23 protein-coding genes and 4 pseudogenes are annotated in these 23,460 nt (G+C 59.6%); 17 read left to right on the top strand and 10 right to left on the bottom strand.

All coding sequences use genetic code 11. The annotated features are described in order from the left end of the window. The first annotated feature begins 53 nt into the window (after positions 1 to 53). The 5 genes from RGR602_RS26505 to RGR602_RS26485 are packed head-to-tail and all read left to right on the top strand — an operon-like array spanning position 54 to position 5,025. Positions 54 to 881: an ABC transporter ATP-binding protein gene (locus RGR602_RS26505; protein WP_040114998.1), complete on the top strand. Its 828-nt coding sequence runs from the start codon at positions 54 to 56 to the stop codon at positions 879 to 881. Between the two features lie 2 nt (positions 882 to 883). Then, on the top strand, positions 884 to 1,723 hold the full coding sequence (locus RGR602_RS26500) for an ABC transporter permease (RefSeq protein ID WP_052451768.1): 840 nt from the start codon (positions 884 to 886) through the stop codon (positions 1,721 to 1,723). After that, a complete protein-coding gene (locus RGR602_RS26495) occupies positions 1,723 to 3,036 on the top strand; it encodes a cytosine deaminase (RefSeq protein WP_040114997.1) in 1,314 nt (437 codons plus the stop codon). Before RGR602_RS26500 ends, RGR602_RS26495 begins: the two co-directional genes overlap by 1 nt. Position 3,037: 1 nt before the next feature. After that, positions 3,038 to 4,447 carry an FAD-binding oxidoreductase gene (locus RGR602_RS26490; RefSeq protein ID WP_040114996.1) on the top strand — a complete coding sequence of 470 codons (1,410 nt, stop codon included), beginning with the start codon at positions 3,038 to 3,040 and terminating at the stop codon, positions 4,445 to 4,447. Further along, the gene (locus RGR602_RS26485) at positions 4,444 to 5,025 is read left to right on the top strand and encodes an NAD(P)H-dependent oxidoreductase (RefSeq protein WP_040114995.1); all 582 of its coding nucleotides are present in this window, start codon (positions 4,444 to 4,446) and stop codon (positions 5,023 to 5,025) included. Before RGR602_RS26490 ends, RGR602_RS26485 begins: the two co-directional genes overlap by 4 nt. Here RGR602_RS26485 and RGR602_RS26480 read toward each other — a convergent pair. Beyond that, positions 5,022 to 5,411 (bottom strand): RidA family protein, encoded by a 390-nt coding sequence (locus RGR602_RS26480; protein ID WP_040114994.1) that lies wholly within the window; start codon positions 5,409 to 5,411, stop codon positions 5,022 to 5,024. The genes RGR602_RS26485 and RGR602_RS26480 overlap by 4 nt on opposite strands. Before the next feature lie 453 nt (positions 5,412 to 5,864). On the opposite strand from RGR602_RS26480, the gene RGR602_RS26475 reads away from it, so the two are divergent. Both RGR602_RS26475 and RGR602_RS26470 read left to right on the top strand, forming a co-directional pair. Further along, positions 5,865 to 7,733, top strand: a complete 1,869-nt coding sequence (locus RGR602_RS26475) for an adenylate/guanylate cyclase domain-containing protein (RefSeq protein WP_040114993.1) — start codon at positions 5,865 to 5,867, stop codon at positions 7,731 to 7,733. A 493-nt stretch (positions 7,734 to 8,226) separates the two neighbouring features. After that, positions 8,227 to 8,460 carry a BrnA antitoxin family protein gene (locus tag RGR602_RS26470; protein WP_040114992.1) on the top strand — a complete coding sequence of 78 codons (234 nt, stop codon included), beginning with the start codon at positions 8,227 to 8,229 and terminating at the stop codon, positions 8,458 to 8,460. A gap of 1,085 nt (positions 8,461 to 9,545) precedes the next feature. On the opposite strand, the gene RGR602_RS26455 is transcribed toward RGR602_RS26470, so the two are convergent. The 3 genes from RGR602_RS26455 to RGR602_RS26445 all read right to left on the bottom strand — a co-directional run bounded on the left by RGR602_RS26455 (position 9,546) and on the right by RGR602_RS26445 (position 10,986). Continuing rightward, on the bottom strand, positions 9,546 to 9,752 hold the full coding sequence (locus RGR602_RS26455) for a KTSC domain-containing protein (RefSeq protein WP_040114991.1): 207 nt from the start codon (positions 9,750 to 9,752) through the stop codon (positions 9,546 to 9,548). A gap of 294 nt (positions 9,753 to 10,046) precedes the next feature. After that, a complete protein-coding gene (locus RGR602_RS26450; RefSeq protein WP_040114990.1) occupies positions 10,047 to 10,646 on the bottom strand; it encodes a general stress protein in 600 nt (199 codons plus the stop codon). 25 nt (positions 10,647 to 10,671) lie between these two features. After that, positions 10,672 to 10,986 carry a PepSY domain-containing protein gene (locus RGR602_RS26445; RefSeq protein ID WP_040116492.1) on the bottom strand — a complete coding sequence of 105 codons (315 nt, stop codon included), beginning with the start codon at positions 10,984 to 10,986 and terminating at the stop codon, positions 10,672 to 10,674. Positions 10,987 to 11,420: 434 nt separating this feature from the next. Here RGR602_RS26445 and RGR602_RS26440 point away from each other — a divergent pair, with 434 nt between their 5' ends. After that, on the top strand, positions 11,421 to 11,711 hold the full coding sequence (locus RGR602_RS26440) for a hypothetical protein (protein WP_040114989.1): 291 nt from the start codon (positions 11,421 to 11,423) through the stop codon (positions 11,709 to 11,711). An 18-nt stretch (positions 11,712 to 11,729) separates the two neighbouring features. After that, positions 11,730 to 11,885: an entericidin domain-containing protein gene (locus RGR602_RS38880; RefSeq protein WP_082046696.1), complete on the top strand. Its 156-nt coding sequence runs from the start codon at positions 11,730 to 11,732 to the stop codon at positions 11,883 to 11,885. A 467-nt stretch (positions 11,886 to 12,352) separates the two neighbouring features. Here RGR602_RS38880 and RGR602_RS26435 read toward each other — a convergent pair whose 3' ends face one another. Further along, positions 12,353 to 13,261 (bottom strand): LysR substrate-binding domain-containing protein, encoded by a 909-nt coding sequence (locus RGR602_RS26435; RefSeq protein WP_040116491.1) that lies wholly within the window; start codon positions 13,259 to 13,261, stop codon positions 12,353 to 12,355. 125 nt (positions 13,262 to 13,386) lie between these two features. Here RGR602_RS26435 and RGR602_RS26430 point away from each other — a divergent pair, with 125 nt between their 5' ends. Then, the gene (locus tag RGR602_RS26430) at positions 13,387 to 14,460 is read left to right on the top strand and encodes an alpha/beta hydrolase (RefSeq protein ID WP_040114988.1); all 1,074 of its coding nucleotides are present in this window, start codon (positions 13,387 to 13,389) and stop codon (positions 14,458 to 14,460) included. A gap of 230 nt (positions 14,461 to 14,690) precedes the next feature. Here RGR602_RS26430 and paoC read toward each other — a convergent pair whose 3' ends face one another. From paoC to paoA, 3 genes are read right to left on the bottom strand one after another with little or no spacing between them, the layout of a single operon-like run. Further along, the gene (gene paoC / locus RGR602_RS26425) at positions 14,691 to 16,889 is read right to left on the bottom strand and encodes an aldehyde oxidoreductase molybdenum-binding subunit PaoC (RefSeq protein ID WP_040114987.1); all 2,199 of its coding nucleotides are present in this window, start codon (positions 16,887 to 16,889) and stop codon (positions 14,691 to 14,693) included. Between the two features lie 2 nt (positions 16,890 to 16,891). After that, on the bottom strand, positions 16,892 to 17,842 hold the full coding sequence (locus RGR602_RS26420; protein WP_040114986.1) for an FAD binding domain-containing protein: 951 nt from the start codon (positions 17,840 to 17,842) through the stop codon (positions 16,892 to 16,894). Next, positions 17,839 to 18,477, bottom strand: a complete 639-nt coding sequence (gene paoA, locus RGR602_RS26415) for an aldehyde dehydrogenase iron-sulfur subunit PaoA (protein WP_040114985.1) — start codon at positions 18,475 to 18,477, stop codon at positions 17,839 to 17,841. Before paoA ends, RGR602_RS26420 begins: the two co-directional genes overlap by 4 nt. 775 nt (positions 18,478 to 19,252) lie before the next feature. Between paoA and RGR602_RS26410 the strand changes: the two genes are divergently transcribed. After that, positions 19,253 to 19,531: an HU family DNA-binding protein gene (locus RGR602_RS26410; protein ID WP_040116490.1), complete on the top strand. Its 279-nt coding sequence runs from the start codon at positions 19,253 to 19,255 to the stop codon at positions 19,529 to 19,531. A gap of 206 nt (positions 19,532 to 19,737) precedes the next feature. Here the strand turns inward: RGR602_RS26410 and RGR602_RS26405 are convergent, their stop codons facing one another. Then, a complete protein-coding gene (locus RGR602_RS26405; protein ID WP_040114984.1) occupies positions 19,738 to 20,163 on the bottom strand; it encodes a VOC family protein in 426 nt (141 codons plus the stop codon). A 106-nt stretch (positions 20,164 to 20,269) separates the two neighbouring features. On the opposite strand from RGR602_RS26405, the pseudogene RGR602_RS38875 reads away from it, so the two are divergent. From RGR602_RS38875 to RGR602_RS37685, 3 pseudogenes are all read left to right on the top strand, one after another. After that, a pseudogene (locus RGR602_RS38875) lies at positions 20,270 to 20,371 on the top strand (aldo/keto reductase); the annotation flags it as partial. A gap of 27 nt (positions 20,372 to 20,398) precedes the next feature. After that, positions 20,399 to 20,588: pseudogene (locus RGR602_RS38870) on the top strand (IMP dehydrogenase); the annotation flags it as partial. A gap of 149 nt (positions 20,589 to 20,737) precedes the next feature. Then, a pseudogene (locus tag RGR602_RS37685) lies at positions 20,738 to 20,887 on the top strand ((R)-mandelonitrile lyase); the annotation flags it as partial. 336 nt (positions 20,888 to 21,223) lie between these two features. Here the strand turns inward: RGR602_RS37685 and RGR602_RS26400 are convergent. Beyond that, positions 21,224 to 22,255, bottom strand: a complete 1,032-nt coding sequence (locus RGR602_RS26400; protein WP_040114983.1) for an IS110 family RNA-guided transposase — start codon at positions 22,253 to 22,255, stop codon at positions 21,224 to 21,226. Positions 22,256 to 22,367: 112 nt separating this feature from the next. Between RGR602_RS26400 and RGR602_RS38865 the strand changes: the two are divergent. The 3 genes and pseudogenes from RGR602_RS38865 to RGR602_RS38855 all read left to right on the top strand — a co-directional run. Beyond that, positions 22,368 to 22,535, top strand: a pseudogene (locus tag RGR602_RS38865) (carboxymuconolactone decarboxylase family protein); the annotation flags it as partial. A 105-nt stretch (positions 22,536 to 22,640) separates the two neighbouring features. After that, positions 22,641 to 23,135: a carboxymuconolactone decarboxylase family protein gene (locus RGR602_RS38860; RefSeq protein ID WP_223844126.1), complete on the top strand. Its 495-nt coding sequence runs from the start codon at positions 22,641 to 22,643 to the stop codon at positions 23,133 to 23,135. Further along, positions 23,132 to 23,434 (top strand): (R)-mandelonitrile lyase, encoded by a 303-nt coding sequence (locus RGR602_RS38855; protein WP_223844146.1) that lies wholly within the window; start codon positions 23,132 to 23,134, stop codon positions 23,432 to 23,434. The genes RGR602_RS38860 and RGR602_RS38855 overlap by 4 nt, the downstream gene beginning before the upstream one ends. Positions 23,435 to 23,460 lie beyond the last annotated feature (26 nt).

Genomic DNA, 23,460 nt, shown 5'->3' with positions numbered 1-23,460 from the left:
GCTTGCCGCGCCCCAGCGTCAAGCTGCATCCTCTTCAAACAAAGAGACCCGCAATGCCCCTAGCCGAGGTCCAGACGGCGCCGCTGACTGAAAAACGCAAACGGCCGTTGGTCGCCATGCAAGCCGTTTCGAAGGTTTTCTCCAGCGGAACAGTCGCGCTTTCTGGCATGTCGCTCACGGTCGAGACCGGCGAGTTCATCAGCCTGCTCGGCCCGTCCGGTTGCGGCAAGTCGACTGCGCTTCGCATCATCGCTGGCCTTGGTGATATCACGTCCGGCAGCATCGACTGGCCAAGTTCGCGCATCAACGCAAAGGGACTTCCCGAAGGCGATATCGGTTTCGTCTTCCAGGAGCCGACGCTGATGCCGTGGAAGAATGTCTTCAGCAATGTCCATCTGCCACTAAAGCTGCGCGGGATTTCAAAGGCCGCGGCACGCGATCAGATCATGGGCGCGCTCGCGACCGTCGGCTTGCAGGATTTCGCCGGCGCCTATCCGCGCGAGCTCTCCGGCGGCATGAAGATGCGCGTCTCGATCGCCCGTGCGCTCGTAACCAGACCGAAACTTCTTTTGATGGACGAGCCCTTCGCGGCACTCGACGAAATCACCCGTCAGAAGCTGAACGACGATGTGCTGCGGCTCTGGAAGGAGACAGGCATCACCGTGATCTTCGTCACCCACTCCGTCTTCGAATCCGCCTATCTATCTAGCCGCATCGTTGTCATGAAGGCGCGCCCGGGCCGGGTTCATGCAGATCTTTCGCTTGTGACGAGCCGCGAGCGCGACGCGCATTATCGCACCTCGGAAGAATACCGGCGCGCCTGCGAAACGGTCTCCCATTCGCTGATCGGGGCAATTAACGCTGCAAAGGAAGATCGTTGAAGATGGACACAGCCGACGCCTTCGCGCCGTCAATCCCCAATCGGCCCAACCCCAAGCGGCGTGATCTGGCGCTTCGCATTTCCGTACCCTTCGCCGTCATAGCCGTCGTTGTTTTGATTTGGGGGCTCTATGTCAAGCTCTCCGGTGTTCCGCCCTATATCCTGCCGGGACCGATCGCCGTGGCCAATGCCTTTGCCGCGGATTGGGGCACCCTCGCCCCCGCCCTTTGGGTCACAACCAAGATCACCGTCATGTCGCTGATACTGGCACTTGTCGGCGGCGTCGGTTTTGCGATCTTCCTCGTTCAATCCCGGTGGATCGAGATCGCCTTCTATCCGCTTGCAGTGATCCTGCAGGTAACACCGATTGTGGCTATATCGCCTCTCATCCTCATTTATGCACCATCGACGCAGGTGGCGCTCCTCATCTGCGCTTTCCTCGTCGCCTTCTTTCCGATCCTTTCCAACATGGTCCAGGGCCTGAAAAGCGTCGATCACAATCTGATCAATCTGTTCGAGCTTTACGGCGCCACGCGTTGGCAGACGCTGCTCTATCTCAAGCTGCCTGCAGCCCAGCCCTATTTCATGACAGGGCTCAGGATCGGTGGCGGGCTTGCGCTGATTGCCGCTGTTGTGGCGGAATTCGCAGCCGGCTCAGCCGGCGCCGGTTCCGGCCTCGCCTTTCGCCTGCTCGAGGCCCAGTATCGGCTGAACATACCCCGACTGTTCGCGGCGTTGCTGATGCTGTCGCTGCTCGGCGTCGCAATCTTTGCCGTCACGTCCTTCATCTCGTGGCTCAGCCTGCATCGCTGGCATGAAAGCAGCCTGGAACGGGAAAACTGATGACCTATTCCTTCATCTCACCTCCCAATGCCGGCCGATTCGTGCTGAGCAATGCAACGCTTCCGGCGGCAGCTGTCAGCGGCTACACCGCACCGGCCGAAGAGGGTCTCGTCAGGGCTGATATCGTCGTCGCAGACGGTCTGGTTTCCGCCGTTCTGCCGCCAGGCGAAGCACCCGCGGACTATGCAAGGTCCGATCTTAAGGGCGGCATGGCCTGGCCATGCTTCATGGACGTTCATACGCATCTCGACAAGGGACATATATGGTCCCGCAACGCCAACCTCGATGGCACCTTCATGGGAGCGTTGGAGGCGGTGCGCGTCGATCGGGAGGCGCATTGGTCCACCACAGACGTCAGAATGCGGATGGAATTCTCACTACGCTCCGCCTACGCTCACGGCACCAGCCTCATACGCACGCATCTCGATTCTATCGCTCCGCAGCACAGGATTTCCTTCGATGTCTTCGACGACGTGCGGGATGCCTGGAAGGATAGGATTACACTGCAAGCTGTCGCGCTCTTTCCCATGGAGCTCGTGGCAGATGCGGCCTATTTCGCCGATCTCGTGACGGTCGTTCGCAATAAAGGCGGCCTGCTTGGCGGGGTCACGAAGATGGGACCAGACCTCGTCTGGCAGTTGGATAAGCTCTTTCGTGCGGCCGCAGACAGTGGGCTCGACGTCGACCTGCATGTAGACGAAACGGACGATCCGGGCGCTGAAACGCTAAAAGCAATCGCCGACTCGGTGATCCGCAACGGCTTTCAGGGCAAGGTCACGGCAGGCCACTGCTGCTCGCTCGCCCGACAGGACGACGGTCTCGCTCAGAGAACTGTCGAATTGGTCGCCAGGGCCGGCCTGTCGATCATCTCGCTTCCGATGTGCAACATGTATCTCCAGGACCGCTATCCGGACCGCACGCCACGATGGCGTGGGGTAACGCTCTTCAAGGAGCTTGCCAAAGCCGGAGTCAAGACCGCCGTCGCGTCCGACAATACCCGCGACCCGTTCTATGCCTATGGCGATCTTGATCCGGTCGAGGTTTTCCGCGAGGCGGTACGCATCCTGCATCTCGATCATCCCCTGGATACGGCTGCTCGCATCATCACCACGTCGCCAGCGTCGATCGTCGGCCGCCCGGATATCGGCCGGATCGCCCCCGGAGGCCCGGCCGATCTCGTACTCTTCAGCGCCCGGCGCTGGAGCGAATTTCTCTCCCGTCCGCAGTCTGACCGCGTCGTGCTTCGGCGCGGCAAGGTGATCGACCGCAGCCTGCCGGATTACCGTGAACTCGATAGTGTCGTTGGAGCCTGACATGCCGGATTACGAAAAGATCAAAAAGGAACTTGCAGGCATAGCCATCGAGGACAATCCAGCGCTCGTGCGTCAAAAGAGCCGCGATTTCTATTGGTACTCGCCGATCCTGAAGGCCCAGCTCGACAACGTGACCGCCGATCTCGTCGTTACGCCGAAAGACGAAGCCGAGGTGATCCAGACGCTGCGGGTCGCGTTCGCACACGGCGTACCCGTGACGCCGCGCGGCGCCGGCACCGGCAATTACGGCCAGGCCATGCCGCTTTCCGGCGGCATCGTGCTCAATCTTGCGGCCATGGACAAGATCAAGGAAATCCATCCAGGGCGCGTCATCTGCGAGCCTGGCATCGTCATGGCGCAACTGGACAAGCAGACGAAGGCCCATTCCGGCCAGGAACTGCGCTTCCACCCGTCGACAGCCCAGACCGCAACGATCGGTGGCTTCATTGCTGGCGGCTCCGGCGGCGTCGGCTCGATCACGTGGGGTGGACTGCGCGACCTCGGCAATATCCTGCGGCTGCGCGTCGTTACCATGGAAGCAGAACCGCGAGTGCTCGACCTGACGGGCTGGGACCTGCAGAAGGTGAGCCACGCCTACGGCACGAACGGCATCATCACCGAGATCGAAATGCCGCTCGCGCCGGCCTACGATTGGGTGGACGTGCTGGTCGGCTACGACGATTTCATGACGGCCGTCCGCTTCTCCGATAAGCTCGCACGGTCCAACGGCATCTTGGTCAAGGAAATCGCGCCGATTGCCGCCCCGATTCCGCATGACTACTTCACCCGCCACAGGCCCTACATCCGCAAGGATCAGTCAGTCGTCGTCTTGATGATTGCCCCGCACTCCATGGATGCGTTCCTTGCCTTTGCGGCATCGCAAAATGGCGAGATCATTTTTCGTTCCGACAAGGTGGAGAGCATGCGGGGCATTCCGCATGCCTACGAGCTTGCCTGGAACCACACGACGCTCCGTGCGCTGAAGATCGATCCGAAATTCACCTATCTTCAGGTCCAGTATCCGGGACCGGATCATGTCGAGAAGGTTCAGAAGATGGTCGAAATCTTCGGCGATGAAGTGCCTGGGCATCTCGAATTCATCAGGTTCGACGGTCAGATCCAGTGCTCCGGCCTGCCGCTGGTGCGCTACACGACGGAAGGGCGGCTCGAGGAAATCATCGAGATCCATCAGGATCATGGCTGCCCGATCTTCAATCCGCACCGCTATACGCTGGAGGAGGGCGGCATGAAGCGGACCGACAGGATTCAGCTTGCTTTCAAGCATGAAACAGACCCAAAGGGCTTGCTCAATCCCGGCAAGATGATTGCCTGGGAGAACCCGAATTTCGACTTCTCGGCAGGCAAGAACTATCTGTTCCCCGGTCTTGCCAGCATCATGGAGCCCTCATGAGGGTTCTCGTCCTTCATTCCCATCCGGTGGAAGCGAGTTACGGTGCAGCCCTTTACCGACAGACACTCGAAAGTCTCGCCACGGCCGGACACACGGTCGATGGCTGCGATCTTTATGCGGAAAGTTTCGATCCGGTGCTCTCCCGTGGCGATCGCCTCGTCTATCACGAATATCCGAAGAATATCGCGCTGGTGAAACCCTATGTCGATCGCCTCAAGCAGGCGGAAGGGCTCGTCATCGTCACACCCGTGTGGAATTTCGGTTTCCCGGCGATCCTCAAAGGATATTTCGACCGCGTCTGGCTGCCCGGTGTATCTTTCGAGCTGGTTGACGGACAGGTGCAATCGCGGCTCCGGCACATCCAAAAACTAGCAGCCGTCCTGACTTACGGCGCCACGCCTTTTCGCGCGTTCGTCGCCGGCAATCCGCCGAAGAAGATCGTCAAGCGGGTGCTGCGCGCCCAGATAAACCCACTGAGGCCGGTCACTTTCCTCGCCCATTACGACATGAATAACTGCACGGCGGAAACGTGCGCTGCATTCCTTGGTAAGGTGAAGACGGCAATGGAGCGATTCTAGAAAACCTTAGCCGCCGTCACTTCGACCTCGACCAGAAATTCCGGCCGGGTGAAGCCACTGACGATGATCAGCGTCGACGTGGGCTTCGGGTCCGCGGTAAAGCGGTCGCGCACGGCCATATAGGCCGGAAAATCCTCGCGCCGCGTCAGGAAGCCCGAAATGCGGATGACATCAGCAAAGCTCATATCCGCCTCTTCGAGTATAGCCCTGATCGCCTCGAAGCACAGCTCGGCCTGCGCCGTCACGTCCCCGGGCACCGTGTCGTCGAGGCCAATCCCGAGTTGGCCCGATGTCACCAGCAACGAAGCTCCGGACGGCACCAGCAGGCCGTGATTATAATTTCCGAAGGGTCGGCGAACCGACGGTGGATTGAAAACCTTCGTCATGGAAGAGCCTCGTTGGAACCCTATCAGTTATAGCGGAAACCGTCGTGCTTCCAAGGCCGTGGTCTCATCCCCCGGAGGGAAACCCTAAAACCACCGTCCAGATCAGGTAAAGGACATCCGGTTAGGCCTCAACAGACTGGATTAGCTCACGCGGCACCCGAAAACCGGCGCAGTGATCTCGATTGCCGTCTTTTTCCTCAGCACGTGCGCCAGATCTCGACGCGCTACGGTTTCAACTCTTTGGAAGAGCAAGGCTATCTCGTAAGACGGCGTAAAAATTATGGAACTTGATCCACACCCTCTGAATATCAGAGGCCGGGGACGACCCGAAAGCGCAAGTCCGCGCTCTTGGCGGCAGCAAAAAGAGACATTCATCGACCGCTGGAGTATGATCGGATCGGCCTGGAATTATGGCACCCCGAGCGTGGCAATACACGGAGACGAGATGGTCACATGGACGATCCGACGGTGCACAGACGTTTGACGGCAATCCTCGCCGCAGACGTTGTAACTTATAGCCGACTCATGGGCCGGGACGAGGAAGGCACTCACGCGGCATGGAAATCGCATCGCAAGGAGCTGATCGACGCCAAGATCGCCGAATGTGAGGGTCGCATCGTGAAGCTCACCGGCGACGGATTTCTGGCGGAATTTCCGAGCGTCGTGAATGCGGTCACCTGCGCGGCCACAGTCCAGCGGGGCATGCTAGAGCGCAATGCGGGTGTGCCGCAGCGCAGCCGAATAGAGCTCCGCATGGGCATCAACCTTGGGGACGTGATCGTTGAGGGCGACGACATCTTCGGGGACGGTGTCAACGTGGCGGTGAGGCTTGAAAGCATAGCGACGCCAGGCGGAATCGCGGTCTCTGCAGCCGTCCGAGATAATGTCGGCAACCGGCTCGATCTTCGGTTCGAGGACATGGGCGAGCAGACGCTTAAGAACATTGACAGGCCAGTGCGCGCTTATGGCATCTCCCTGGACTTCCCACCGGCTCCGAGGGGCTCGGATGCAAGCCAAGGAGAGCCTTGGGAGATTGAAAAACCGTCCATCGCGGTCCTGCCATTCAACAACATCAGCGGCGACTCCGAGCAAGAATATTTTAGTGATGGGATCACCGAGGACATAATTACCGACCTGTCGAAAATCTCCGGTCTGTTCGTCGTCGCGCGCAATACGGTGTATACCTACAAGGGCAAGCCGGCGAAGGTACAGCAGGTGAGCCAGGATCTCAGGGTAAACTTTATTCTGGAAGGAAGTGTCCGCAAGGCCGGCTCGCGTGTGCGCGTCACCGCGCAGCTCGTCGAGGGCAAGGGCGGAGGTCATCTCTGGGCCGATCGCTACGACCGTGATCTCACCGACATCTTCGCCCTTCAAGACGAGATCACCCGTACCATCGTGGACCACTTGAAGGTCAAGCTGTTGCCCGAGGAGAAGAAAGTCATCGGTCAGGCCCCGACCGGGAGCTTCGAGGCTTATTCGCATTACCTTAGAGGACGGCATTTCCTGCACTGGCACTCCAAGTCTCATTACGTCCTGGCCAAGCGCATGTTCGCCATGGCCGTCGAACTCGACCCACTCTATGCCCGGGCCTACGCCGGAATTGCGGACTGCGATTCCTTCCTCTTCCTTCACTATAACGCTGATGTCTCAATCGACGGCATTCTGGCGGCCAGCGCCAAGGCGCTGGATCTTGAGAGCGGTCTTGCAGAAGCGCATGCTTCACTCGGCCTCGCTCTTTCGCTTCGCGAGCGACATCCGGAAGCGATGGCAGAGTTCGATCAGGCAATTGCCCTCGATCCCAATCTGTTTGAAGCCTATTACTTCTATGCCCGCGCCTGCTTCACCCAGGGCAAACTGGACGAAGCGGCCAGGCTTTTCCAGCGCGCCGCAGAGATCAAGCCTGACGATTACCAGGCCTTGCTTGTGCTCATTAACGTTCTCCGATCGCTCGGGCGCGAGCAGGAAATGAAGATTGCGGCGCGTGAAGGTGTTGCACGCGCCGAGCGCGAGCTCGTTCTGCGTCCGGAAAACGCGAGAGCCGCCTACCTGGGGGCTTTGGGTCTCGCGGCCCTTGGTGAGCTCGATCGCGCTAAGGAATGGGCAGGGCGCGCTTTGACCATCGATCCCGACGACCGCCTGGCGAAATACAACATGGCTTGCTTTTACTCGCTCGAGGGTGAACATGAACGAGCGATCGGCCTACTAGTGGAACTTCTCCCCCGCGCCACCCACGAAACAAAAAGGTGGGTGAAATACGACTCGGATCTCGACCCGATCCGTTGTCATCCGCACTTCCTGAAGGTGCTTGAACTCCTCGACTAAGAGACACTGATCTGGAAAAATATTTTCAGGTTGCCTCGTCCTTCGTCCGCCAGTCATCGCCTCGAAGCCCACGCGGAGTGGCGGCGAATGGTGTCAGAATGCCGTTTCGGCGCGACGACGGCCCGTGCTTGCCAATTTCAAGGGATGCGTCTGCATCTGCACGCATCAAATTCGTTTCGACTTCCGGCATGAACAGAAATCAATCACTCAGGCAGTCAATCACCCGTCTGAAAACGGAAAGGCGCTCGATCCTTTCGGGGAGCGCCTTCTCCGACCGGACGACTTCGAACGCAGCGGCAATTGCCGCTGCAGGAAGTTATCGAAAACGGGTAGTGAGTGATAGGTGTGATGGCGACACGGGCATTGCAAGTAACGAGACATCGTTTGCACACATCTTCGGTGGGTGGGAGCGGTTCACATAACCGGCGAAAAGGTGATATGCCTTTAACAGATCTGACGGTAACGGCTGCTGTCAGAATAGGAAGATTCGCTCATGGCAAACCCGCCTCGCAGACCTCTCAATCCGATGGACGCGGCCGAAGCGCTGTTCAAACCAGCGAAAAAGGCTGCAGCGCCTGCGGTCGACCGGCCAGCGGCCCCAAAAACGAAAGAGCTTGTCTCGCTCAAGATTGACAGCGATGTGCTCGCCTATTTCCAGGAAGACGGCCCCGGCTGGCAGGATCGCATCAACGAGACATTGCGGACGGTAATAAGAGACAAGACCTGAGCGGCTTGCCGCACTCGATAGCGCCACTGCAAAATGACCCAATTATGAAGGACAGCTTCCGGCCGCCGGCAGGCGAGAGAGGCGGACCAGCCTTCAATTTCCGGTTCGGAGGCCGCTACTTCGGTGACAGCAAGAGGTGCCTCGTCCTGCCTCGGCATTCTTCGGGTTACGGCACGAAATATCCCAGTGCCAAGCATCGGTGCACCTTGGTCGGCGCACCGTTCATGGCTATCGGCAGCCTTTGGCGGCAGGGCAAAGGGAACCACGTCGTGCACGATGTTGACCACAGAACCTGATCCAGATGTCTGCCCAATCCTCGCTCGACAGCTCGTCTCAATTTTTGTTGTCCGGTCATCGGATGGAACCCTTTGTTGACGGTCCCCAAGTAGCGTAAAATCGACATCTCGGCCAAAAGAGGATGGTCAATGAGGGGACGATTTCCCAGAGAATCCAAAGCTTGCTGCATTGCGGCAGCAATCTCGTTTTGGTCTTATGCTCCAGTTTCAGCAGACTGCCGATCAGCCCTCGACACCCCAGAGTGGCCAAGGATCGCCAGGTCAATTGCCGCTTTGCAGCTGTGCGAACAGATTCCCGTCGGTCCAAATCAAACCGCCCGGTTTCAAGTGGAGTCGGTCGATTTCTGCTCCGTTTCGAGCAGTGTCTCCTCAGTCACAGCAAGGGCATTGCTGACGTGCGAGGCGGATGCAGAGACGCTTTTTCAGACGCCGCCACTCGACAGTGAGGTTGTGGCCACGATAACGCTTGATACTGTTCAATGCCGGATAAGAGATACGAACCTTGAAATCAGCGGCGAAATTGGCGCACTCTTGTCCGGACTGACGGAAATCCAACAGATCGCCCGCGATTGGGCCCAGTCGCAGCTCTCACTCCTATGCGCCATGTACCGATGAGGGTATGTCCACCGCCAGTCCGTATCCGGCGCTAGGTTTTTCGAAGTTCCAGACAGGACAAGAGACTCGCTCGGCAGTGGTTCAGAACAACCGTCTGCCATATATGGCGTACGTCCCCAGTGCCTCGGACCCTTCTCGCCACACCAAGCATCCCCACCCACCAGGGCCAACACGTCACTCCTCCTTGGAAATTCGATATGTGAAACGATTCCTGATATGGGCGTTGAAGAACCGTCCCTTCGAGAAGGCACGCCGAAATGCCGCATATGTCTCGGGAGGAACATCCTCGTAGTCGTAGCGGTTCTCGCTGGTGACCAGCCAGACCGAGAGTGTGCGGGTCGCCGCATCATAATTGGTGTCGCGGATCAAATGCGAAGGCATTGCAACTCCGTCCCTCAGCCAAAATCTCGTCTCGCTCAATCGCGTGCTGACTCAAGTTGCTACCTCCAGGCTGCCCGCCCCTAGGTTGCAGAAGTCCGCTTTTGACCGGGTGCAATCGAACCACGACCCCAGGGCTCGGCGACAACGACCGGACGGTAAATGAAGGCTCGATGTGGGGCCAAGGCGCGATCGCCAGTCGTCTTAGCCGAGACCCTCGAAAAGGCGTCCCGCTTCGCGGGACGCCTTGAGCAGAGCGGCCACCAAGTCATTGATGCTCTTAATCCCTCGCGTTCCTTAGAGTGCGGTACGGCGGTAGCGGTTCCGCTCCTGTTCGATCTGCTCGGGGCTGTAGGGATCGAGACTGTCGTCGAACCGTGTCCAGCCCTCTTCCATATAGGCGCGGCGGCGTTCGGTCGGATCCACCCAGTTGGAGCGCCGAAGGATGGCTTCGGCTTCAGCGACCCGACCCTCGTCCACCCTTGCGCTCACGAGCGTCCCGCCCCGACGCACGCCCTCTGCATAGAGGTGAGCATCCTCTTCGGATACGCCCGAACTGGTGAGCGCTCCAATCAGGCCGCCTGTAACTCCGCCAGCAACTGCGCCAGCAGCGGCGCCAGCCGCGGTCGCGACCAACCAGCCGGCTGCGACGACAGGCCCGACCCCTGGAATGGCCAAAAGGCCCAGCCCGGCAAGTAGTCCGCCGGCGCCACCCACCGCCGCGCCGATACCGGCGCCGGTTCCCGCACCTTCTGCTGCGCCAGAGGCGTTATCCTGATCGCGCCCATTGTTCGAGACGATGCTGATATCATCCGAGGGAATTCCGGCCGACTCTAATTCATTCACGGCCGAGCGCGCGTCGGAATAGTCGTCGAATAGTCCAGTTACGGTTCTCATTGTTCTTCTCCTTGATTGGTGCTGGTTACTTGGCGACTACGTTTCCTTGGTAGTCGAGTGCGACCGATAACGATTTGCCGTCTTTGGTAGCGGACGCCATCCAGATCCCCTTGTCATCGAGCTTCAGGTCTTTGACATCGGTGTAACCTGCGTTTTCGATGCGCTCCTTGGCCTGGGCTTCGGTAAAGCTGTTGGCCCCTTCGACAGGCGCCGCCGGGTTATTCGTGCCCGGGGTCGCTACCGCAGGCGTGTTTCCGTTTGACGAGGGAGCGGGGGTTGTCTGGGCAAATGCCGAGAGCGCGGATGCCCCGAGGGCCACCACGAGAATGAAGTTTTTCATCGGTGTTTCCTTTTTTGCGGACTCATGTCGGATCCGTGATCGGAGAAACACCATGCTGCCCTTTAAGTTCCAGCCGCCCAGGTATGAGCTGGTTGCCGGCCGGAATCCAATCGGAGCATCCCGCGAGAGCAGAATGGCATCATCGGCGAAAGCGAAGAGATCATCGAAGAGTTCAAAGGCTTTGCCGCACTCGACGCAGGAATGATCCCAGGCCGTCAAACATTCCGAAAATCGTCCGCTACGGCACGCGGATCGCCTGGGCCAAGCAGCTGGGTCTGAAGACGCGATCCCTCTCCTTTTGGCAGGCCTCGCCGAAGAGGAGGGATTACTATGACCTGCGTCGAGGAACTATCTCTAGGCGCGCCGCGCTTATTCTCGCCGCGACGGAACACACGCCCTCCCCCGCAGTTCTCCTCTCATGGAAGGAGATCACCATGATCAGCGAAACAAAAGGTGCCCGATGGGAGGGTGTGAATGAAAACGGAGGACGGCCTTTATGCCTGCGCGCCGGGCATAAGGAACGCCGTCAGGAGGGCAAAAGCGTCGAGCACTGGGGCCGGGCTTTACCGAAAATCGGTCAAGGCGCAGCCGGTCTCAAGGCAGACGACCTTGCGAGGATTGACGCGCTTCGCGAAGCTGCGCGCAAGCACGCCGACAAGTTTCTCTCCGAGAGTACCAAGGATGTCGAGCAACAGAAGGCGTCGCGAATTCGCAAACGGCCCTAATCTCCAAGGATCTATGCAATGTCACTGACGACAAAAGTTGCCGCCGCCTGCTGCGTTCTTCTCGCCCTTTCCTCCTGCGGGAACACTATCCGCGGCGTCGGGCGTGATGCTGCCAATACCGTGGACGCCACCCAAAATGCCGGGAATCGGGTAGGCAGAGCAGCGGCGAATTGAACGGGAAAGCATAATAAGCGCCCCGTTATCGGCCACCCCTGGGTCAAATCCCGAGCGGATCTTCCGCCGGGCGGTCAACGCTTGCATCTCTAGGGATCGGAAGCGCGCAAGGCCCAAAAAGCCGAAGCGAGACGCTGACGAAACGCATCGGAGCTCACTCGAACCGTGAGCGCCGACAAGTTGCCGGTGCAGTTCGTCGAAAGCCGAGCTCCCCTCGTTTTTCAAAATTGTGTTTCGACATAGCAGTTGATCCCACCGCGCGCATTAAACATTGACGCCGGCGGCACTAACGCCTGCAGTCGAACGCATGAGATATCCTGCCTTGGCCAAGGGTTGATGTGCTCCTCCGAAGGGGTAGCCTTCCGTACTTGCTCACACCAGAGCGCCTCCTCTTCCGACCCGTGTGAAGCGGGACGGCAGCTATTCCTCGAGACGTTATAGGCTTTCGCGTTGGTTAGGGAGGCAGGCTACGGTTCGAACTTCAGCTCGTGACTTGTTGATCGTACCGTTTCCAGGAAGCTTCGCAGTGCTTTTCGCGCACCTCGTGGCTGCCATCCCATGGCCAGTTCCCAGGCAAGGTCTGCAGGTGCGTCAATCAGTGGGATGAATGCTACACCAGCGATCTTCATCGTCGTCGCGCCCAGGGGCACCAACGATACGCCGAGCCCCGCGGCGACCAAGCTCAAAATCGTATGCATCTGTCTTGCTTCCTGGACGACATTCGGTACGAAACCCGCCGTCCTGCAGGCATTTGTAATCTTCACATGTAGGGTCGGGCCTTGTGGGTGAGGAAACATAATGAAATCGTGTCCAGCCAGATCAGCAAGCCGGCAACGGTTCGAAAGAGCGAGCGGGTGATGTGATGGCGCTGCGACAACCAGCTTGTCCCGGTGTATCAGTTCCACGGCCAGGCCATCGACAGTCTTGATCGGCGGATGGAAGAAGCCAAGGTCGATATCACCGCCGGCAAGATCGGCCAGTTGCGCCTCCGTGGAACGCTCATCGAGGCGAATTGTCGTTTCGGGCCAAACCTCGTGGAAGGCGCGAATGGCCCGAGGAAGCAGCCGATAGAGAGCTGCAGAGACAAAGGCGATGGAAATCTGGGCAAGGTCGTCTGAAGCCGCGCGGCGGGCCAAGCGAACCGCGTCTTCCGATTGCGCAATTGTTCGACGAGCCTCCTGAAGAAACACGCGACCCGCTGCAGTGAGGCGGACCATGCGTTGCGTCCGCTCGAATAGCGGAAATCCCAAACGCTCCTCGAGCCTCTTGATCGATTGGCTAAGCGGCGGTTGCGCCATGCCGAGCCGGGCAGCGGCGCGTCCGAAATGCAATTCTTCGGCAACGGCAATGAAATGCCGCATATGGAGCAAGCTCATCATCATATCAGAAGCATCTCAATAAACACTGTTTTGATATTGGAAAAATTCGCCGGCAACAACGATCTACGATCTATCCAGTCGAGCCCATCCTGTGAGCGAGCAACCCTTTCGAAGGAGTGACCATGCAAAAACTTGCTATCTATTGTGCTGCCATCGCGACGACCTTCGGTGCTGCGCCTACATTCGCGGAAGTCGAACGCAAGGATTTCCGGGTAAATGCTGCGCCTGATATCGAACTGGCTATCCGGGAGGTCCGGAAGACAGGGCCAGAACGCAAAGGGCCTCCCATCATCCTTGTCCATGGAGCACGGGTGCCGGGTATCGCCTCCTTCGATTTGCCGGTCGAAGGAGGATCACTGGCTGCGGACTTGGCAACGAGAGGATACCGGGTGTTCATCGTGGACGCCCGTGGTTACGGCAGATCGGACCGTCCCGGACAGGATGGTCCACCGGAAGGCCGGCCGCTGACCCATTCCAACGAAGTCGCACGCGACATCGATGCTGCGGTCGAGGCGATCCGGGATAGGACTGACAGCCGGCAAGTCGGGTTGCTCGGCTGGGCCACCGGCGGGCATTGGGCAGGCATGTACGCATCGCTTTTCCCGGAAAAGGTCAGCCACCTGGTCGTCTATAACTCACTTTACGGCGCAACCTCTGGACATCCGACACTTGGATCGGACAGCGAGACCGCCGACCCGAATGATCGCCGCCGCTTCAACATAGCGAAGTTCGGGGCCTATCGGTTGAACACGGCTGCTTCCCTCATGCCCTCCTGGGACAAATCCATTCCTGTCGACGCCAAGGAAAGCTGGCGTGATCCGGCAGTGGTCGAAGCCTACCAAAAGGAGGCGCTGGCGTCCGATTCGACATCTGGCGATCGGAAGCCAGCTGCATTCCGCTCCCCTTCCGGGGCAATGGAAGACAGCTTCTATCTTGCTTCCGGCAGGCAGCTTTGGGACGCTGCATCAATTACCGCACGCGTGCTGGTCATCCGTTCTGAGAACGATTTCTGGAGCCGTCCTGATGACGTAACGACGCTTGAAGGTCACCTCGTCAATGCTGCCCGTGTCCGTAGCGTAACGATTCGGGGCGCCACGCATTATGTCCACCTCGATCGTTCCGAGCGTGGCCGTTTGCAACTCATCACAGAAGTGGTGAGATTGCTCTCGGAATCCGACAACACCGCAAGCCGGTGAGCTCATGTTCAACCGATGGTCACTCCTCTGACTCAAAGAGCCTCTAGGCAGCGGCTGAATTCGGGTCGCGCCAAAGGCTCCCGTAACCGCGGCGATGCCGAGGATCTCGGCAAGGTCGTCTGTGAAGAGTGCCCTGGTGAGCGTCGGTTGGGATACGGGGCTCAAGACCTCGTGCAACGCGGTTCCGTGCTGCCTGGCGGCGGTTGCGATCGCAACCACCGCCCGAAGCGCTAAGCGATGTCTGGAAGGCCGCCGATCAGTTTGTCAATCGTGATCGGATAGTGCCGGACCCTGACACCGGTCGCGTTATAGATGGCGTTGGCGATCGCGGCGGAGACACCGCACAGGCCGAGCTCGCCGACCCCCTTAGCCTTCATCGGTGACGACATCGGATCCGTCTCGTCCATGAAAATCACGTCCTGATGAGGGATGTCGGCATGCACTGGTACCTCATAGCCGGCAAGGTCGTGATTGACGAAGAAGCCGCGGCGTGCGTCCACTGCGAGCTCCTCCGAAAGAGCACCACCCGCCCCCATGGTCATCGCGCCGATCACTTGGCTGCGTGCGGTAATCGGATTGAGAATGCGTCCCGCCGCGCACACTGCCAGCATCCGTCTGATGCGCGTTTCCCCCGTGGCGACGTCCACGCCGACCTCGACGAAGTGAGCGCCGAAGGTCGATTGTTGGTGCGTTTCGGAAAGCTTACCCCATTGGATCGTATCTTCACCAACCAGTCCCTCGGCGCCCGCTGCCTCTGCGAGTGACACCGACCGGTTGCCGGAGCGGACCTCGCCGTTTTCGAAGACGACATCGTCGGAATTGAAACCAAGTTTCTGCGCTATGGCTTCCCTCAGCTTCACGCAGGCTGCGTAGACACCCGCCGTCGAACAGTTGCCGCCGAACTGCCCGCCGGAACCGGCGGAAACCGGAAAGCGGGAGTCGCCAAGCCGGACCGCGACCCTGTCGACGGTGACGCCCATCATCTCGGCCGCAGTCTGCGCGATGATGGTGTAACTGCCCGTTCCGATATCGGTCATGTCGGTTTCGACGGTAACGACCCCTTCCCGGGCGAGGCGGACGCGTGCTCCAGAAGGAAGCAGCAGGTTGTTGCGGAAGGCGGCTGCGACGCCAAGGCCGATCAGCCAGTCGCCCTCACGCTTCGACCCCGGTCTTGCCCGCGCGCTCCATCCGAAGCGCTCGGAGCCGAGCTTCAGACATCCGACCAGATCACGGTGCGAGAATGGCCGCTCGGGCTGCTCGGGATCGACCTGGGTGTCATTGATAATCCTAAATTGCACGGGATCGAGACCGAGCTTCTCGGCCATCTCGTCGATGGCGATCTCCAGCGCCATCAAGCCAGGGGCTTCGCCCGGAGCACGCATCGCGTTGCCCTCGGGAAGGTCGAGCGTCGCCAGCCGCATCGCCGTCATGCGGTTCGCGCCCGCGTAGAGCAACCTGGTCTGATTGACGGCCGTCTCGAGCTGTCCGCCTTTTAGATCGCCCGACCAGCTTTCATGGGCGATCGCGGTGATCTTGCCGTCGCGTTCGGCTCCGATGCGTATGCGTTGGATGGTCGCCGGACGGTGGGTCGTGTTGTTCATCATGAATGGACGCGGCAGCGCCACTTTGACAGGTCGCTTCGCAGCCTTTGCTCCAAAGGCGGCAAGGACGGCATCGGCACGAAGAAACAACTTGCCTCCAAACCCGCCGCCGATGAATGGCGACATCAGATGAATTTTATCCTTTTCCACGTCGAGGGTGGTCGCCAGGTCTGACCGCCACCAGTCTATCATCTGGCTCGACGTCCAGACCGTTAGCTCGTCACCATCCCAGGCCGCAATCGAGGCATGCGGCTCCATCATCGCGTGGGACTGGTCCGGCGTCGTGTAGGTTTCGTCGAAAGTGATCGGAGCCGTCCTGAAAGCCGCATCGAAGTCGCCGGCGGCTGAATCCGGCTGCTGGGACTCGTCCGGCTTCACCGCCGAAGCCATCGCCTCTTTGAGGTCGAAGGCGCCCTTCTCTTCGGCATAGTCGACCTTTACCAGTGCTGCGGCTGCGCGGGCTTGTTCGAAGGTTTCGGCCACGACGACGGCGATCGCCTGGTGGTAATGCTGGATTTCATCACCGCCGAAGAGCTTGGCGGTGTTAAACTTGCCCTTCTTCCGTTCGCCGACCTCAGGGGCGGTCACAACCGCGATGACGCCTGGCGCCTTCTTCGCGGCAGAGACGTCCATGGATTTGATGCGACCCTTGGCGATAGCCGCGCCCACGGGGTAGCCGTAGGCGTACGGCACCTTAGCATCGTGCCATTCGTAGGCGTACATCGCCAAGCCCGTCGTCTTGAGCTGGCCGTCAATGCGGTGGATCGGCTGGCCGACGACCTTGAGCTGATCGATCGGGTTCGTAGTTGCTGGCGTATCGAACTGCATGGCTATCCCCTAGCTTCCGAGATCACCGCTGCGAGCGTGCGCTCGACCAGGTTGACTTTGAAACGGTTCTGTTCGGTAGGACGGGCGTCCGCGAGAAGGACACCAGCGGCGGCGCGGGCCCCTTTCGGCAGCTCGGTTTCGGCCGCCTCGACCCGCCAAGGTTTGTGGGCAACGCCACCGACGGCGACGCGACCGGTCCCATCGGATTGAATAACCGCGCCCACGGAAACGAGTGCGAAGGCGTAGGAGGCGCGATCGCGGACCTTCCTGTAGATGTGACGCCCCCCGATCGGCGGTGGGAGAATGACCCCTGTGATGAACTCGCCGCGTTCGAGAACCGTCTCGATATGCGGGGTGTTGCCCGGCAGGCGGTGCAAGTCGGCGATGGGGATGGAACGCTGGCTGCCGTCGGCCTTTACCGTTTCGACCACAGCATCCAGCGCTCGCATGGCGATCGCCATGTCGCTCGGATGCGTGGCGATGCAGGCGTCGCTCGTGCCGACGACGGCGTGCTGGCGGGTGAAGCCGCCGATGGCCGAACAGCCGCTGCCTGGCTGGCGCTTGTTGCACGGCTGGTTCGGGTCGTAGAAGTACGGACAGCGCGTGCGCTGCAAGAGGTTCCCCGCCGTCGTCGCCTTGTTGCGGAGTTGACCGGAAGCGCCCGCGACGAGCGCTCGGGAGAGCAGCGCGTAATCTCGACGAACGGTTTCATGTGCCGCGAGGTCCGTATTGCGAACCAGGGCTCCAATACGCAGTCCGCCCTCCGAAGTGGGTTCGATCTTGTCCAATCCGAGGCCGTTCACGTCGATCAGATGCGTCGGCGTCTCAATCTCCAGCTTCATGAGGTCGAGAAGGTTGGTGCCCCCGGCGATGAATTTCGCTTCCGGATTGGAGGCGGCCGCCTGGGCCGCGGCCTCGACGGACAAGGCCCGTTGGTAGATGAAGGCTCTCATGCTTTTGTCCCCGCGACTTCGACGATGGCGTCGACAATGTTGGAATAGGCGCCGCAACGACAGATGTTACCGCTCATGCGCTCGCGGATTTCGGCCGGGGTGACAGCCACCTTAGCGGTTAGGTCGCCAGTGACGTGGCTTGGGACGTTTGCCTTGATCTCCTCCAGCACCGCCACGGAGGAACAGATCTGCCCAGGCGTGCAGTAGCCGCACTGAAATCCGTCGTGCTTGACGAAGGCCGCCTGCATCGGGTGGAGATCGCCTGGCTTTCCGAGACCTTCGATCGTCGTAATCTGGTCGCCTTCGTGCATGACGGCAAGCGTCAAACACGAGATGACGCGACGGCCATCGACCATGACGGTGCACGCGCCGCACTGGCCGTGGTCACATCCCTTCTTCGTGCCCGTAAGATGGAGGTGTTCGCGCAGCGCGTCGAGCAGCGTTGTCCTATTGTCGACGTCGAGATTACGCCTCTCGCCGTTGACGGTGAAGGACATCTTCGTCGTGTAGTTCATCGTGTTTCCCGCAGATTGTGCCGCCGCTCCCCCGGCTGCGACGCCGGTGGCCGCGACAGTCGCGGCAGACGAGATAAGCAAATCCCGACGAGAGATTTCGAGTTGAATGGGGTTATGCATGTGCAGCTCCACTTCACGCTGATTGCATGGGGGCGCGTCCAGCCGATCCGGCAAAGGCGCCAGCAGGCTAGATAGAGCAGAAACGATCGATGATTAGGCCTCCCTGCTGCATACACTTATCGATCTGATTCATGAATGGCATTCCGACATACGAGTTGAAGATTATGCCGGCCATGCATCCTTTGTCACACAGCGTTTGGCGCGCCATCGTGAAGTATCCGTTTGGCACATTATCGAACCTATGCCGATAGCCGATATCCTTAAGTTCCTCCTTAGAGCCCCATTTCGTACAGATTTTGAGGATTGATCCAGGGCCGTTAACGCGACGCGGCGAACCCACTATCCAGCCATACGCACCACCGACCGGCCTCGAAGAGCAGGCGAACGACCGTCGAAATGAGGGCAAGAAAACGTCTGAGCCAAATCTTTTTAATGTTTTGCGGTCCTCAGGTCGGGCCGCGCGGACACCAGAGGCGACGGTCACACTTCGTGCTTTCGCCATCGGTCAAGAGATCCGGATAGCGAACGATACTCTTCGTCTGGATCCGAGAACAGCTCGTGCACGCACCGTCTCGTTTCCGGTCCCGTAAGCTTCAACGGCTTCCAGAGCTCGACAAGCAGGATCTTGCAATTCAGCCTCTTGTATCATGACCGTCGAACGGAAGTATGCATCAAATCAGTGGATTGACGCCGTTGAACTCGTTCACTCTCTACCCTTTGGCGAAATTAATATGTCAAGATGCATAGGGAAACATTCAAAAAGGAACCAACTTACATGACGACGACAAACGAAATCGCAGACAAGATCGCCGGTGAACATGGCCTTACCAAAGCCCAGAGCAAGGCCGTTGTAGAGGCGGTCTTCGCCTCGATTACGTCGGCCGCCACATCTGGCGCCGAGACCTCGATCCCGGGCTTCGGCAAGTTCAAGATAAAGGAGACGCCGGAGCGCGAAGGCCGCAATCCCTCAACCGGAGCCACCGTCAAGATCGCTGCCGCAAAGAAGCTCGCCTTCACGCCGGCCAAGGCAGTGAAGGATGCTCTTAACAAGTGATCGTTCGGATCATGGAAGCCCCGCTTTCGGCGGGGCTTTTCGAACAGGCACCGGGGCACTGCGAGTCGTCTAAACCGACGAAACATTATGGGACCGAAGGGCTCCAAGCCTCCGGCCGCACTAATTTGCAAGAGTGAGGAGCAGATGCATCCACTTGGCCAGGATGCGGGCATCCGTTCCGTTCGTTGTAGCGGAATCAAGTCAATTCAATCCTGCGGTGGCAGATTGGCCGGATTCCACACCACTTCCCAAAGGTGGCCGTCAGGATCAGTAAAGTATCCAGCGTATCCACCGTAAAAAGTCTCCTCAGCGGGCTTTACAATATCTGCTCCCGCAAGCCGGGCTTGTTCCATGACCTCGTCAACCTCACGTCGATGTGAGACGTTGTGGCCGATCGAGAATGAGGCGCTGCGCGCGGGCGCTTTCGTCAGACCGCTGTCGTGGGCCAGATCATCCTGAGCCCAAATCGCAAGTTTAACCCCGCTGGAAAGGTCAAAGAACGCGACGGCGCCATGCGCGAACTCACGGCCGACGATCCCTTGAGTGGGTAGTTTCAGGCCGTCACGATAAAAGGCAAGCGAGCGCTCAAGGTGGGCAACACCCAGCGTCAAGACAGAAATACGTGGTTTCATTGACATTCCTCCATCTCAGTCAGCTCCGTCACATCCGAGATCGACCGGGCTTCGATACCAAATAGCGCTGCCGAAGGAGCACTGGCCCGAGAGGTGGCGAAATACTCTGACGGCCGCGGACCTTGCCGAGATCGAGGATGCCGCCGCGACGATCGAAATCGAGGGGGAACGCTATCCGGAACAGTTGATGGCCGCTACTGGGCGCTGACGCTTGGACCGGTTGACGCGGAGCTATGCCCGCGCGGGTGGAAAAGTCGGCTTCGTCGGTGCCCTGCACGGTGTGCAGCTCGACGGACAGGGCTGTTTTTCGCGCAAAGCTGCTCGGCGCTCCGGCCCAGTCCGCCGCTTCCTGCCGACAGGTTTTCGACCTCGAACTACCGCTTGCCGATGTCGTCGAAGGCTATCGCGCCATGCACGAGCGCCGCAATCAAGACGCTGCTCAGGGGTCAAACTGGACGTCGACTACGCAGTCCGGTCATCGAATCGTATTTGTCACCCCGCCTCACGCACGAGACGCGGCGCGCTACTGGCGAGCTAGCGTTCACGGGAGCAGACCATGGAAGAGGAAAGCCAGATGAAGAAGATTGCCGCAGGCATCGGCATTTCCGCTCTCGCCGCGGCAGGCGTCGAGGCTCAGGAACGTCGCCGGGTCGCTCCAGCCGCCGTCTACGACATCGCCCCCGGCCTTGCCCACTTCACAGACGATGTTCTCTTCGGCGAGGTTGTCTAATCGCGTTCCGTTCGTCAAGGTGGTCTGGGCATTCGGCATCTGCGCCGTGTTGCGAGACAGGCCACGCGGCGGGAGTTGAGTGGTTTGGGTCAGGCCTCAGCGGCCATGTTTCCTTCAGAGCTGTCCGGTGCTGGGAGCAGGGTTGTCTCCGCGGTCGATATAGGGTCGCCGCACGATGGGTCTTCGCAGGTAAGATCTTCCTATGTTTGGGACGCAGTCTCAGTGAGCTGCAGCCGCGCTAACGGAATGATCCAACCCACGTCCGCAGCAGGGACACTCAGTGCTTCAAATCGGGTTTGACGCGCTGAGGTGAGAAGGCTGGCACCTCGCTTATGCTGTTGCGCCAGCCAATCCGTTGAAGACTTCTCCTGTTTTGAGCATGCTGTGCATGATGACCGCGAGCTTTCGCGCGACCGCCACTGCTGCGCGCTTGAAGCCCAACCGCTGACGCAGCTTGAGCCCCCAGTTTTTGAGAGTGCTCTCGTTCCTGGCACCGGTTCTCGTGAGGATCACGGTCGCCGCTTCATAAAGCAGTCCCCGCAAATGGTTGTCGCCTCTTCGCGAGATGTGGCCGTCATAATCCACCTCGCCTGACTGGTAGCGCCGCGTTGTCAACCCGAGCCAGGCGCCAACCGAGCGCGACGTTTTGAAGTTTTCTGGATCTTCAATGGCCGCGATATACGAGACGGCCGTGACGGCACCAATCCCCGGGATTGTCATCAAAAGCTTCGTCTCTTGGCTTTGCCGCGCCGCTGCGAGCAACTGGTGATCAAGATCGGCTCCGCGCTTGCGTATGTCGCGCCAGGCCTCAAGTAGAGGCAATATGATCCTTGCCAGGCCGTCATTCCCATCTAGGAGTTCCCTCACATTGCCATCAAATACCCGACCTGTCCCTTTGGGGACGATGAGACCGAACGTCTTCATCAGGCCGCGGATCTGGTTGCTAAGCTGGGTTGAGATTCTCAGGAGCTGATTGCGAGCCGCCACAAGCGTGCGCGTCAGCATGCTGTCGAACGCCTTTACCCGGACGGCCTTGTAGAAGCCGGCTTCGGCCAGTTGCGCCAAGCCATCCGCATCATTGGCATCTGTCTTGTTGAGCGTCTCGTCCAATACCTTTTGCGCGTGCCGCGCTTCAATGCAGATCGCCGGAACCCCCTCGGCCGTCAGCGCGTGATAGAACCATGTCGACAACGGCCCCGTCTCGAACACAACGCGCCTGGCGTGCGGCGCATGCTTGCGGATCATCTGCGCCAGAAGCTTTGGATCCGACGGGCACTTTCCCCGCCAGATCCGCTTACCGTCCTGTCGTATCGAGATCGCAGTATCTTTCAATGAAACGTCCAGGCCTATATATTGGTCCACGGTTGCTCTCCGTTCGATGTTTGGGCCCGGTTCCAATCGTGAGCCCGTTTTACCATCTTATCGGGGGCAACCACCCCCGCCAGCCATCATCTTATAAAAATGGCCTGGGGCGATCGCGCCGCGATTACCCCATGTTTGGGAACGAGCAGAACTTGCACCTCGCGATCGGAGCCTCGTCACCGGTCTCGGCGATCATCTCGACCGGCAAAACTGGCAGATCGGCGGTCATGTCCGGCATGCCCTCGACAACGGCGTCAAAGCCGGAGAGATTGGCGAACTGATCACCCAGCTCGCCTTTTATTCCGGTTGGCCGAACGCCATCTCCGCCGCGGCAGAGACTAAAACGGTATTTGACGAGCGTAACATCGCTCCGGTCAAGAGCAGTGTGGCGGCCCGGATCGAGCTCGAGGCTGCCGCCGAGGCGGCACGGGCAGCAACGATCAATACTTCCGTCGCGCCGAACTCCGCGGGGCTTGCCGATCTGACAAACCGCGTGCTTTTCGGAGACCTCTGGCAGCGGCCAGACTTTTCGGCCCGCGACCGCAGCCTGGTAACCATGTCGGCGCTGATTGCCATTGGACAACCGGAGCAGCTTCCTTTCCATGCTAACCGGGCGATGGACAACGGCTTGACCCGCGCTGAAGCATCCGAGGTTGTAACCCAGATTGCCTTCTACGCGGGCTGGCCACGAGCCATGTCCGCAGTGCAGATACTCCAGCGGGTGTTCGACAGTCGGGAGGCCGTCTCTAAAGCATCTGCCGCCTCGGCCGATCTTAAGATAACCCGCGTGAATCAGGGCCGGGCCAGGGCTCCCGAACAATATTTCACGGGCGAGGTTGAGACCTCTGGCTTCTATCGGGCGATGCGCCCGCCCGTATAGGCGGGGCGACCGTATCTTTCCCGGCTGGAGCCCGCACGGCATGGCATACCCACCCGCTTGATCAAACGCTCTTCATCATCTCCGGCCGCGGCTGGATTCAGACAGAAGGAAAGCCTATCGAGCAAGTGGGACCGGGCGACGTGGTCTGGATACCGCCGCTGGTCAAGCACTGGCACGGCGCCTCGGCAGGCGAGCCGATGACGCATTTTGCCGTGGCCGAAGCCTTAAACGGTAGTTCGGTCACTTGGATGGAGAAGGTTTCCGACGAAGACTACGGCAAGGGTCGCGAACTCGATTGACTGGCCGGCGGAGCCTGACGGAGGAA

Source organism: Rhizobium gallicum bv. gallicum R602sp, from assembly GCF_000816845.1.
Classification (GTDB): domain Bacteria; phylum Pseudomonadota; class Alphaproteobacteria; order Rhizobiales; family Rhizobiaceae; genus Rhizobium; species Rhizobium gallicum.
The sequence above is the reverse complement of the archived record's forward strand: the minus strand, read 5'-3'. Positions and strand labels throughout refer to the sequence as shown.

What these genes read in the sequence shown, in the direction of transcription:
- RGR602_RS26480 (WP_040114994.1), bottom strand. Translation starts at nt 5,411, where the DNA reads ATGACGAAGGTTTTCAATCCACCGTCGGTTCGCCGACCCTTCGGAAAT.
- RGR602_RS26450 (WP_040114990.1), bottom strand. Translation starts at nt 10,646, where the DNA reads ATGAGAACCGTAACTGGACTATTCGACGACTATTCCGACGCGCGCTCG.
- RGR602_RS26405 (WP_040114984.1), bottom strand. Translation starts at nt 20,163, where the DNA reads ATGAAACCACGTATTTCTGTCTTGACGCTGGGTGTTGCCCACCTTGAG.
- RGR602_RS26435 (WP_040116491.1), bottom strand. Translation starts at nt 13,261, where the DNA reads ATGAGCTTGCTCCATATGCGGCATTTCATTGCCGTTGCCGAAGAATTG.
- RGR602_RS26500 (WP_052451768.1), top strand. Translation starts at nt 884, where the DNA reads ATGGACACAGCCGACGCCTTCGCGCCGTCAATCCCCAATCGGCCCAAC.
- RGR602_RS26485 (WP_040114995.1), top strand. Translation starts at nt 4,444, where the DNA reads ATGAGGGTTCTCGTCCTTCATTCCCATCCGGTGGAAGCGAGTTACGGT.
- paoC (WP_040114987.1), bottom strand. Translation starts at nt 16,889, where the DNA reads ATGCAGTTCGATACGCCAGCAACTACGAACCCGATCGATCAGCTCAAG.
- RGR602_RS26420 (WP_040114986.1), bottom strand. Translation starts at nt 17,842, where the DNA reads ATGAGAGCCTTCATCTACCAACGGGCCTTGTCCGTCGAGGCCGCGGCC.
- RGR602_RS26445 (WP_040116492.1), bottom strand. Translation starts at nt 10,986, where the DNA reads ATGAAAAACTTCATTCTCGTGGTGGCCCTCGGGGCATCCGCGCTCTCG.
- RGR602_RS26505 (WP_040114998.1), top strand. Translation starts at nt 54, where the DNA reads ATGCCCCTAGCCGAGGTCCAGACGGCGCCGCTGACTGAAAAACGCAAA.
- RGR602_RS26495 (WP_040114997.1), top strand. Translation starts at nt 1,723, where the DNA reads ATGACCTATTCCTTCATCTCACCTCCCAATGCCGGCCGATTCGTGCTG.
- RGR602_RS26470 (WP_040114992.1), top strand. Translation starts at nt 8,227, where the DNA reads ATGGCAAACCCGCCTCGCAGACCTCTCAATCCGATGGACGCGGCCGAA.
- RGR602_RS26455 (WP_040114991.1), bottom strand. Translation starts at nt 9,752, where the DNA reads ATGCCTTCGCATTTGATCCGCGACACCAATTATGATGCGGCGACCCGC.
- RGR602_RS38880 (WP_082046696.1), top strand. Translation starts at nt 11,730, where the DNA reads ATGTCACTGACGACAAAAGTTGCCGCCGCCTGCTGCGTTCTTCTCGCC.
- RGR602_RS26490 (WP_040114996.1), top strand. Translation starts at nt 3,038, where the DNA reads ATGCCGGATTACGAAAAGATCAAAAAGGAACTTGCAGGCATAGCCATC.
- RGR602_RS26430 (WP_040114988.1), top strand. Translation starts at nt 13,387, where the DNA reads ATGCAAAAACTTGCTATCTATTGTGCTGCCATCGCGACGACCTTCGGT.
- RGR602_RS26475 (WP_040114993.1), top strand. Translation starts at nt 5,865, where the DNA reads ATGGACGATCCGACGGTGCACAGACGTTTGACGGCAATCCTCGCCGCA.
- RGR602_RS26410 (WP_040116490.1), top strand. Translation starts at nt 19,253, where the DNA reads ATGACGACGACAAACGAAATCGCAGACAAGATCGCCGGTGAACATGGC.
- RGR602_RS26440 (WP_040114989.1), top strand. Translation starts at nt 11,421, where the DNA reads ATGATCAGCGAAACAAAAGGTGCCCGATGGGAGGGTGTGAATGAAAAC.
- paoA (WP_040114985.1), bottom strand. Translation starts at nt 18,477, where the DNA reads ATGCATAACCCCATTCAACTCGAAATCTCTCGTCGGGATTTGCTTATC.